Origin of the sequence: Xanthomonas hortorum (assembly GCF_011305375.1) — a bacterium.
GTDB lineage: Bacteria > Pseudomonadota > Gammaproteobacteria > Xanthomonadales > Xanthomonadaceae > Xanthomonas > Xanthomonas hortorum_E.
Window position 1 is genome coordinate 515,544 of record NZ_VCME01000004.1, and the last position, 11,014, is coordinate 526,557.

General features: G+C 64.8%; 7 protein-coding genes. All 7 read right to left on the reverse strand.

Annotation, left to right across the window (positions count from 1 at the left end):
* Nucleotides 1-124: 124 nt before the first annotated feature.
* Nucleotides 125-841 carry a response regulator gene (locus FFY45_RS05435; RefSeq protein WP_176339643.1) on the reverse strand — a complete coding sequence of 239 codons (717 nt, stop codon included), beginning with the start codon at nucleotides 839-841 and terminating at the stop codon, nucleotides 125-127.
* Nucleotides 831-3,491, reverse strand: a complete 2,661-nt coding sequence (locus FFY45_RS05440; protein WP_176339644.1) for a DUF4118 domain-containing protein — start codon at nucleotides 3,489-3,491, stop codon at nucleotides 831-833. The genes FFY45_RS05435 and FFY45_RS05440 overlap by 11 nt, the downstream gene beginning before the upstream one ends.
* Before the next feature lie 61 nt (nucleotides 3,492-3,552).
* Entirely contained in the window at nucleotides 3,553-4,206 is a 654-nt protein-coding gene (kdpC, locus tag FFY45_RS05445) for a potassium-transporting ATPase subunit KdpC (protein ID WP_176339645.1), read from the reverse strand.
* A gap of 3 nt (nucleotides 4,207-4,209) precedes the next feature.
* Nucleotides 4,210-6,258: a potassium-transporting ATPase subunit KdpB gene (gene kdpB, locus FFY45_RS05450; RefSeq protein WP_176339646.1), complete on the reverse strand. Its 2,049-nt coding sequence runs from the start codon at nucleotides 6,256-6,258 to the stop codon at nucleotides 4,210-4,212.
* Nucleotides 6,259-6,269: 11 nt separating this feature from the next.
* Nucleotides 6,270-8,084, reverse strand: coding sequence for a potassium-transporting ATPase subunit KdpA (gene kdpA / locus FFY45_RS05455; protein WP_176339647.1), 1,815 nt, complete (start codon nucleotides 8,082-8,084; stop codon nucleotides 6,270-6,272).
* Between the two features lie 15 nt (nucleotides 8,085-8,099).
* Nucleotides 8,100-8,192: a potassium-transporting ATPase subunit F gene (locus FFY45_RS05460; RefSeq protein WP_006452907.1), complete on the reverse strand. Its 93-nt coding sequence runs from the start codon at nucleotides 8,190-8,192 to the stop codon at nucleotides 8,100-8,102.
* A 901-nt stretch (nucleotides 8,193-9,093) separates the two neighbouring features.
* Nucleotides 9,094-10,674 carry a CocE/NonD family hydrolase gene (locus tag FFY45_RS05465; protein ID WP_176339648.1) on the reverse strand — a complete coding sequence of 527 codons (1,581 nt, stop codon included), beginning with the start codon at nucleotides 10,672-10,674 and terminating at the stop codon, nucleotides 9,094-9,096.
* Between the last annotated feature and the right edge of the window lie 340 nt (nucleotides 10,675-11,014).

An 11,014-nucleotide genomic window follows, 5' to 3' on the forward strand; every position in this document is an offset into this window, starting at 1 on the left:
TGTCCGCATAATTTTTCAGGCAACCCTAGCTGCCACGTCATTCCAATCGCATTTCAAAAATCGAAGTTTATGCGCGATTTCGATGCCGCTTCTTAAATTTGGCGGGCGCCACATTGCAGCACGCTCAACGCGTCACACCGATAAAGCGCAAACCCACACCCGGCTCGGTCACGATGTAATGCGGGTCGGCGGCATCGTCGTGCAGTTTCTGGCGAAGCTTGCCGACCAGGATGCGCAGGTAATGGGTGTCTTCTTCGTGGGTAGGGCCCCACACTTCGCGTAGCAGTTGCGGCTGGGTGACCACGCGGCCGGCGTGCTTGAGCAATAGCGCGAGCAAGGCGTATTCCTTGCGACTCAACGGCACCGCTTCGCCCGCCAGCGTCACTTCGCGCAGGCCCAGATGGATGTGCAGGCGGCCGTCGTCGAACACGCTCTCTTCCACCGTGCTGCCGGCACCGGCCTGGCGTAGCAGCGCGCGGATGCGTGCCATCAATTCCTGCACGCCGAACGGCTTGGTGACGTAGTCGTTGGCGCCGGCATCGAGCGCGGCCACCTTTTCGGTTTCGCCGGCGCGCACGGTGAGCATGATCACCGGTACGTTGGACCACTGGCGGATCTCGCGCAGCACTTCGTGGCCGTCGCGATCGGGCAGGCCGATGTCCAGCACCACCAGTTCGGCGCCCTGCCCGGCCAGCAGGGCCAGGCCTTCTTCGGCGGTACCGGCCTGCAGCACGCGGTAGCCCTGCGCGCGCAGGCTGATGTCGAGAAAGCGGCGGATCTGCGGCTCGTCGTCGACGATCAGCACGCGGGCGGGCGGGATGGCAGTGGGGTCAGTCGGCATCGGGGCGAGGTGGCGCGGCAGGAACGAGCAACGGCAGCGTAATGCGGATCGTGGTGCCGTGACCATCTGCGCCGGCCAGCGCCTCCACGCTGCCGCCATGCGCGCCGATCATGCCCTGGCAGATGGCAAGGCCCAGCCCGGTGCCATTGCGACCGCGGTCGCCACGCTCGACGCTGTAGAACATGTCGAAGATGCGTGCGCGCTCGTCTTCGGGAATGCCCGGGCCCTGGTCGCCGATATCGATCTGCAAGGCACCGGCCTGCAGCCGCGCCTGCACGGTGACGGCCACGCCGGGCGGCGAAAATTTCGCCGCATTCTCCAGCACGTTGAAGATGGCTTGTTCCACCAGTGCCGGGTGCACCCAGATCGCCGGCAGGTCGGCGGCCAGATCCAGCTGCATGCGCACCGCCGGCTGGTAGCGCTGCAGCCGGCGTGTGGCCGAGCCGAGCAGCTCGTCCACGCCGATCCAGTCGCGATTCAAGGTCAGCCCGGTGTGGCCGAGCCGGGTCATATCGAGCAGGTTCTGGATGTAGCGATCCAGCCGCTCGCCTTCGAGCTGGATGGTGTCGAGCAGGCTGTGGCGGTCCTGCGCGTCCATCGCATCGCCATAGCTGGCCAGGCTGCTGGCCGAGCCGATCATCGACGCCAGCGGCGAGCGCAGATCGTGCGAGACAGACGACAACAACGCCGAGCGCAATCGCTCGGTTTCGCCACTGACGCGCGCGCCTTCCAGATCGGCGACCAGGCGCGTGCGCAGCGCGGCCTGGCCGATGTCTTCCACCATCGCTTCGGCCAACCGGCGTTGTTCCAGGCCGGGCCGCTGCACGCTCTGGCGGAAGCGCAGCGCGGCAACACCCAGGCTACCGCGTTCGTGTCGCACAGGTAGGCACCACCACTGCGCGCCGGCCAGGGTATCGGTGAAGCGGCCGGCCGGTTGACCATGGCGCTGGGTCCAATCTGCCGCGCTGCGATCGAGCGTGCCGAAGCTGGCCGGTGCATCGCTTTCACGTTGCTCCAGACGCAGCCAGGTTTCTGCATCGAGCGCTGTCGCCAAGGCGCGGCGTCCGGCTTCCAAGACCTGCCCCAGATCGGCGGCAGTGCTGAGTTCGCGCGCCAGCGTCTGCAGTGCATTGGCGTGCGTGTTGGCGGCGCGCAGTGCCAGCACCTGGCTACGCAAGCGCGAGGCCAGGCGCCCGGCCACCAGTGCGGCGATCAGGAACAGACACACCGTCACCACGCCCTGGCGCGCGCTGATGTGCAAAGTGAAACGCGGTTCGATGAAGAAGAAGTTGTAGGCGACAAAACTCAGCAACGCAGCGATCACCGCAGCGGCCATGCGCGTGCGCGAGGCCACCAGCACCACTGCGACGATGAACACCATCGACAGATCGTCGATGTCGGTCCAGCGCTGGATCACCCACGCCACCGCAACGGCTGCGGCAGCCGCGATCGCCGCAAACGCCAGGTCGTAACGCTGCAGCCACTGGCGCGGATTGCGCCAGCGTTGGCGCGCGCGTGCACGCGCATCGGCGGAGCTGACGATGACCAATTCGTAATGCGCGCCACGCTGCAGCAGTTGCTGGGTCAGCGTGCGGTTGAACATGCGCGCGAGCGGGCGTTCGCGGGTGCGCCCCAGCACCAAGGTGGACACGCCGTTTTGCGCGGCGAAATCCAGTAGCGCCTCGGCGACGTTGGCGCCGTGCAGCAACGCGGTGTCGCCACCCAACCGACGCGTCAGTGCGAACGCTCGGTCGATTTCCAGCTGCCATACGGCATCGGCCACGGTGCGCGTCTGCACAGTGACCACCGTCCACGGCGCATCGCGCCGCTCGGACAATCGCCGCGCCACCCGCACCAGATAATCCGAGCTGCCACGCCCGTCGATGGCCACCACCACGCGGCGACGCAAGGCGGCGGTGCCGGGCAAGCCGCGCGCGGCCTGGGTGTCGCGCAGATCGCTGTCGACGCGGTCGGCGGCGGTCTGCATCGCCAGCTCGCGCAAGGCAGTGAGGTTGGAGGGCGAGAAAAACGCCTGCAAGGCCTGTGTCGCCTGCTCGGGCAGATACACCTTGCCTTGCTGCAGCCGTTCGATCAGTTCGCGCGGCGGCAGATCCACCAGCACGATGTCGCGCAGGCGGTCGAACACCGCATCGGGCACCGTTTCGGACACACGCACGCCGGTGATGCGCAGCACGATGTCGTTAAGGCTTTCCAGATGCTGGATGTTGACCGTGGTGTAGACATCGATGCCGGCATCGAGCAGTTCGACAATGTCCTGCCAGCGCCGCTCGTGCCGGCTGCCTGGCACATTGCGATGCGCCAGTTCGTCGATCAGGGCAAGCTTTGGCTTGCGCGCCAGCAGCGCGTCCAGATCGAATTCCTCCAGCACGCGGCCCTGGTAACTCACGCGAGCGCGCGGTAGCAGCGGCAGGCCCTCCAGCAGCGCAGCGGTTTCGCTGCGGCCGTGGGTTTCGATCACACCGGCCACCACGTCCATGCCCTGCCGCAAGCGCTCGCGTGCGCGCGACAGCATGGCGTAGGTCTTGCCCACGCCGGGCGCCGCGCCCAGAAACACCGTCAGGCGCCCACCATGTTCGCGCTGCAGTTCGCCGATCAAGGCGTCGGCTTGTTGAGTACGGGCGTCGGGCATTGGGGGCGGGATTGGAGAGTCGAGATTGGGGATTCGTGGAGCCTACCGCGAGCTGATGGGTCTAGCGCTGTTGCCTTGCCCCATTCTCGATTCCCGACTTCCGATTCCCAGCCGCATCAAGCGCCAGATTCAGCGCCAGAACATTCACTCGCGGCTGCCCAAGCAGACCGAACTGCGGGTGTTCGGTGGCGGCTTGCACCAGGGCGGCAACGCGCTGTTCCGGCCAGCCGCGTGCGTTAGCGACGCGGCGCAGTTGCACTTGCACGGCAGCAGGGCTCAGGTGCGGGTCCAGGCCGCTGCCGGATTGGGTGAGCAACTCGCTCGGCACAGCCTCTGCTGCGATACCGTCACGTGCAGCAACTTCTGCACGCGTTGCCGCGATGCGCGCTTGCAACTCCGGATTGGAACGCGCCTGGTTGCTGCCGGCCGCCGCAGTCGGGTCGTACTTGGCAGCCGAGGGGCGTGGCTGGAAATAACGCGCATCGGTGAACGGCTGGGCCACCAGCGCCGAGCCGACGACGCGCGCGTCCACACGCAGCAACGAGCCATGCGCCTGCACAGGAAACAACGCGCCAGTGATGCCGGTGGCGATCAGCGAATAGCTCAAGCCCAGGCCGAGCAGGATGAACAACGCGAGCATCACCGAGCCGCGCAAGGCGCCGTCGTCGCGTAACGGCAGTGACGTGGATAGGTTGGTGTTTGAAGAAATCGTCATGACTCAGTTTCCTACAGCGGCGACAAGCGCCAGGTCGATCAACTTGATTGCGGCAAACGGCAGCAATATCCCGCCCACCCCGTACATCAACATGTTCCGGCGCAACAAAGCCGTGGCGCTGGAGGGACGAAAGCGAACGCCGCGCAAGGCCAGCGGAATCAACGCCGGAATGATCAGCGCATTGAAGATCAACGCCGCCAGCACCGCATGCCGCGGGCTGGACAACTGCATCACGTTGAGCGCCGCCATCGAGGGAATCGCCGCAGCAAACAGGGCCGGCAGGATCGCGAAATACTTGGAAACGTCGTTGGCCAACGAGAATGTGGTCAGCGCACCGCGCGTGATCAGCTGCTGCTTGCCCACTTCGACCACCGCCAGCAATTTGGCCGGATCCGAATCCAGATCGACCATGTTGCCGGCCTCCTTGGCCGCCTGCGTGCCCGAGTTCATCGCCAGGCCCACATCGGCCTGGGCAAGCGCCGGTGCATCGTTGGTACCGTCGCCGACCATGGCTACCAGCCGCCCACCAGCCTGCTCGGCACGGATGCGTGCCAGCTTGTCTTCCGGGCGCGCCTGCGCAATGTAATCGTCCACGCCGGCTTCGGCGGCAATGGCGGCGGCAGTGAGCGGGTTGTCGCCGGTGATCATCACCGTCTTGATGCCCATCGCACGCAGCTGCGCGAACTTTTCCTTGATGCCTTGCTTGACCACATCGCTCAGCTCGACCACGCCCAGTACATGCCGGCCTTCGGCCACCACCAGCGGCGTGGCGCCGCCGCGTGCGACTTCTTCGATGCGCCCGTTCAATTCCGGCGACACCGTGACGCCCATTGCCTGCACATAGGCCACGATCGAGTCGCCGGCACCCTTGCGAATACTGCGCCCAGCGATATCGACGCCGGACATGCGCGTTTGCGCAGTGAACGCGATGAAATGCGCGCCGTCCGGTTCGACTGCCACCGCACCCTGCTGGCGCGCCAGCTTGACGATGGATTTACCTTCCGGCGTCGGGTCCGCCAACGATGCCAGCATCGCTGCATCGCGCAGTTGCGCACGGTCGATGCCGGCCAACGGATGAAACGCAGTGGCCTGACGGTCGCCGTAGGTGATGGTGCCGGTCTTGTCGAGCAGCAACACGTCCACGTCGCCAGCCACTTCCACCGCCTTGCCGGATTTGGCCAGCACATTGGCCGACAGCGCGCGGTTCATACCGGCGATGCCGATCGCCGGCAACAGCCCGCCGATGGTGGTCGGAATCAGGCACACCAGCAGTGCGATCAGCAGCAGCGGATCCAGCGTGACGCCAACGAAACCTGCAATCGCCGGCAACGAGGCGACCACAATCAAGAAGGTCAGCGTCATCGCCGCCAGCAACAAGGTGAGCGCGATTTCGTTCGGCGTCTTCTGCCGGTTGGCGCCTTCCACCAAGGCGATCATGCGATCCAGAAAGCTATGCCCCGGCTCGGCGGTGACCTTGAACACGATCTCGTCGGAGAGCACGCGCGTACCGCCGATCACGCCACTGCGATCGGTGCCGGCCTCGCGCAACACCGGTGCCGATTCGCCGGTCACCGCCGCTTCGTTGATCGTTGCAACGCCGCGCACGATTTCGCCATCGGCCGGGACGAATTCGCCCTCGGACACCATCACGTAATCGCCCGGTCGCAGCTCGGCCGCCGGCACACGCGTCTCGCGGCCACCGAGCACGGTTTCCACCCGGCGTGCAACCAGATCCTTGCGCGCACGCCGCAGCGATGCGGCCTGCCCACGCCCACGCGCTTCGGCGATGGCCTCGGCAAAATTGCCGAACAACACGGTGACGAACAGGATCGCCGTCACCGCCCAGCCGAAGCCGGCATTGCCATGCCCGCTGGCGGTGATCACTGCCGCCAGCAAGGTGCCGCCCATCACCACCGCCATCACCGGGCTGCGCAGCAGATGCCGCGGCGCCAACTTGAGGAAGGCCGCACGCATCGCCGCCATCAGCACGGCAGCATCGAACAACGCTGCGTCGCCGCGCTCGCGTTTTTCAGTCGTATCGATCGTAGACATTGCTCAAACTCTCAGGACGCCGCCAGGGCGAGGTGTTCAGCGATAGGGCCCAGCACCAGTGCCGGCATGAACTGCAGCACGGTGAGCACCAGCACGATCGCAATCAGGGTCAACGCAAAAGTGGGCGTTTCGACCTGCAGGCTGCCGGCAGACTCCGGCGCGCGCCGCTTCACCGCCATGCGCGCCACCACCATTAACGGCAGGATCAACGCCGGATACCGGCCCAGGACCAACACCACCGAGCAGCTCAGGTTCCACCAGTACGTGGCATCGCCCAGGCCCTCGAAACCCGACCCGTTGTTGGCGAAGGCCGAGGTGTACTCGTAGAACACCTGGCTGATGCCATGGAAACCGGGATTGGAATTTGCGGTGAAAGACGGCACTGCCAGCGCCACTGCGGTGAAGCCCAACACCACCAGCGGTTGCAACAGAATCAATAGCGCAAGCAATTGCACTTCGCGCGATTCGATCTTGCGGCCGAACAACTCCGGCGTGCGTCCGGTCATCAACCCAGCCAGAAATACGCTCAACAGCAGATACACCACAAACTGCTGCAAACCACAGCCGATACCGCCCCAGATCGCATTGATCAGCATGTTCACCAGCGTGACCAGGCCACTCAATGGCGCCAGCGAGTCGTGCATCGCATTGACCGAGCCGTTGGAGGTCTGTGTGGTCAACGCTGCCCACAACGCCGAGGCATCCGCGCCGATGCGCACCTCCTTGCCTTCCATCAAGGCAGGCGAGCTCGTGCTGGCCGAATGCGCTTCGGACCACAGCAACAGTGCGGTGGATGCGGCCGACATCGTCAACATGGTGCCGAATACCAAGGCGGTGAGACGTTTGCGCCCGGTCAGATAGCCGACCATGAACACCACGCTCATCGGCAACAACACGATCGCCAACGTTTCGAGAAAATTGCTCAACGGCGTAGGATTTTCCAGCGCCACCGAGCTATTGGGGCCATACCAGCCACCCCCATTGGTGCCGAGTTGCTTGACCGCAACCATCGCCGCAACCGGGCCGACCGGAATGGTCTGCTTGGGCATGCTCGCACTGCTATCCAACGGTGTCGCAGTCGCCGCGCCCTGCAGCGTGGACGGCACACCTTGCCAGCCAAGCAGCACGGCCCACAGCAGGCACAGCGGCAACAAGACGCGCACGCTGGCGCGGATGACATCGGCCCAGTAGTTGCCAACGTCTGCTTCGGGCAGGGCTTCCAATCCGGAACTCGACTGCTGCCGTCCCTGGCGCGACATTGCGATCTCCGGATCGTCCGGCCCGGCCATCCGTGGCGAGGTACTCGTCGGCGCGTTCGATGCCAGCGAGGCATTGGACACGCTTGCGACAGCTCGCCCGCCGAACAAGGCACGCAAGGTCGCCACCGCCAACGCCAGGCCCATCGTCGGCGTCACCACCTGCAAACCGACGATGCCGGTCATCTGTGCCAGATACGACAATTGCGCCTGGCCCGAATAATGCTGCTGATTGGTGTTGGTGACGAACGACACCATGGTGTGCAACGCGGTATCCCAGCGCATGTTGGGGATGCCGTCGGGGTTGAACGGCAGCCACGCCTGGGTCATGAACACCGCCCAGGTCAGCAGACCAACAACCAGGTTGCTGAGCAAGAACGCCACGGCATAGCCGCGCCACGACATGCCCTGCTGCGGACGGGTGCCGAGCAACGCATACAACGGCCGCTCGATCCAGCCGAACAGCGTATCGCCACGCATCGGGGCACCACGCATCACCGTTGCCAGATAGCGGCCCAGGGGCCACGCCAGCACGATGGCCAGCGCGTAGACAAGGAAGGTTTCAATCATCGGAGCGTACTCGCATCAGAAGTCTTCGGGCCGCAGCACCACGTACAACAGGTACGCAGCGGCAACGAGCACGGCCACGCCGCACAACAGGGACAACCAGGCAGGCATGTCGGCTACTCCCCGAGACGCGCGCCACGCGGCGCGATGGATGCGATGTGCGACGGCGCATGCAGCGTGTGCATGCCAACAAGGCAAAACGCTGCCGCACCGTGCGCGCAGCGCCGATGGAGCAGACAGGTCAAGGGATGCATCGGGATCGTCCAGGGCGGAACCGCTCCGCCAACCTGCGCAGTGTCTTCCCGGCCTGCGTAAAGTCGCTATGGACCTGCCAGGGCGGCGGCGTAAATTCCGCATAAATGCTGCGTGGCGATGGCATTTAATAACGCATCCACACTTTTCAATCTTCTCAAGACAGCTACGGCCACTGCCTTATCCACACTTTCCGAGCTCAGCTGATGACCAACTTTCGAATCATGGCGTTATGACGTTGTAGCAAAGCCTTGTTGGTCGAGGGCGCGATGCCCTCACCGCTCGCGGGACACGCCGTAAATCCGTCCGTGGAGGCTCAGTGGCGGCATCCATGCCGCCACATGGTCCCGCAATCGGCGAGGGCACCGCACCAGGAAGTTTTCTGGCTGCTTTTTTAGAAGCCATCTGTTGTTCGGCTTTCGTTGGAAAACTAATCGGACTGCCCGTTGCCCGAACAACGCAACTCACGCGTTGCCTGCACCTTGCACACCGACCCTCTCGACTGGTCCTTGCCCGCCCACCGGCGCGGGACCTTACGCGGCATGGATGCCGCGTAAGAGCCTACATGGACGTACTTGCGGCGTGTCCCGCGATGGTGGGCGGGCAAGGGCCCTGCAGCCAAGCAACAGATCACCCGCTCTCCGCTCTGCAACCGGATAAAACCGCAGGTGCGAGAGGGTGGGATGAAAACTACTCAACGCAATCACCCAATCAGATGCAAACCGGCAAAGACTTACCGCGTTACTGGCCGACGGCAGCCTTATCGCAGCGGCACGTTCAACACCGATGGCGTTGCCACCGGCGAAGTAAACGTCACTGTGCCGCCGCCATCGCTTGCGTCGGTGTAACGCACGTCGCGCGTGTCGATGACCAGCACCAGCCGCTGCCCGGCTGGAATCTCCGCCGCGGCCGCCTGTAACGACCAATCCAGCGTTAACGCACGACCAGGTGTGACTCCGCGCAACGAGTACGGCGCGTGCGTGATCAATTGCGCCACGCCCAGCGCATCCATGCGATACAGATACGCGAACAAACTCATCTTTGACTGACTGGGCACCACGGTCACCCGTAGCGACGGGCTACCCGCCAACTGCCGCACACCGCTTGATGGCGCGCCAACCCACACTGCAGCGCCAGCACGATTCACTAACGGAATCGAAGTGGTCACCGGCAGGCCGATGCCCTGCAACAGACCACTGACCAGCACCACGCCCGAATCGGCCAACGTCGGCACATCGGTGGCGATGCGCGACTGCCAACCGCTGGCAGTGCCGCCGATCAAACCGCCGGTGGGGCTAAGCAGTCCTGCCGGTGCGGATAGCCCCAAGCGCGTGCTGCCCTGCTGCACCGACGCCCAATCTGTGTACTCCAACCATTGCCCAGCACGCGGCGACAACCGCACCGGCGCCTCGGCATCCACCCCGTTACGCACTTGCTTGAGATGACGATCGAACCAACGCGTGGTCGCCGTATACACCTCGTTGGGCAGGCCCAACGCGCCAGGCAGCTCTGCCGTGGCGTGATCGCCCTGGCTGAGCAGCAACTGCTTGGGCCCGCGTAGCTGGTTGAAGAACGCGATGGTCTGGTTGGGAGGAAACAAGCCGTCGTTGAAAGCATTGCCCAGCAACACCGCCGTGCCACGCGCGTTAAGTGCGGCCACATCGCTTGCCGGGCTACGCGAGGCCGCCTGCGGCAGGAAGCCTTGCACCGCGCCGTCGTAATCGCCCACCGCAACCCGTGCGCCGATCTGCGCCAGATCCGGCCCAGGCCGCCCGGTCAACGCGCCGGCACCGACCAACAGCCCCACCCCTTGCTGGCTGACAGTGCGGTTGGAATACAGCGAGGCTTCCAGATCGGCCCAACCACTGAGCGCAGCCACCGCCCTGATGCGCGGGTCGCGCTCGGCCGCCAACAGACTGATGCCGGCCCCGTACGAGATTCCCGACGCACCGATCGCGTTCGGGTTGGCCGGCGTATGCGCCAGGGCCCAGTCGATCACCGCACTGACGTCTTCCACCGTGTCTGCACCGGCAATGTCGATCTGCCCGGCCGAATCCCAGAATCCACGCGAGGTGTAACTCACCACCACGTAGCCGTCGCTGGCCAGTTGGGTCGCGCGGCCAAGGTATTCCAAGTTCGGCAACGACCAGCTGGCCGGCATCACGACCAGCGGAAACGGCCCGCTGCCCTGCCCTTGCGGCACCAGTACCAGCGCGCCCATCGGCGCGCCATCCCAGCCGGGGATGCGTTCGTAGGTCTTGCTGAAAGCGCCCGCCACTGCCGACGCCGATGCCACCAGCAACGCCAGTGCGGCGATGCTCCCGATCCAAGGCTTGTTCATGCTGCTCTCTCCCACGCAAGGCCAGGCCGGAATGGCCCAGCGGCAACTGCCATGCATCCGTGGTTCGGGGGAGAACGTCGCGAACGTACCAGACGGTACGGTATGGCTCAAGGGCGGGGATTGGGGATTGGGGATTGGGGATTGGGGATTGGGGATTGGGGATTGGGGATTGGGGATTGGGGATTGGGGATTGGGGAGTGGGGATTGGGGATTGGGGATGGGCGACTGGAGGCGGGTCGATTGCGGGGCCAAATCGGCTTCAGTTCGCTTGAGTCGATGCACGGAAATTCTCGGCCTGCATGCCGTTGCGAAGCCGGAATCACGAATCCCGACTGACATC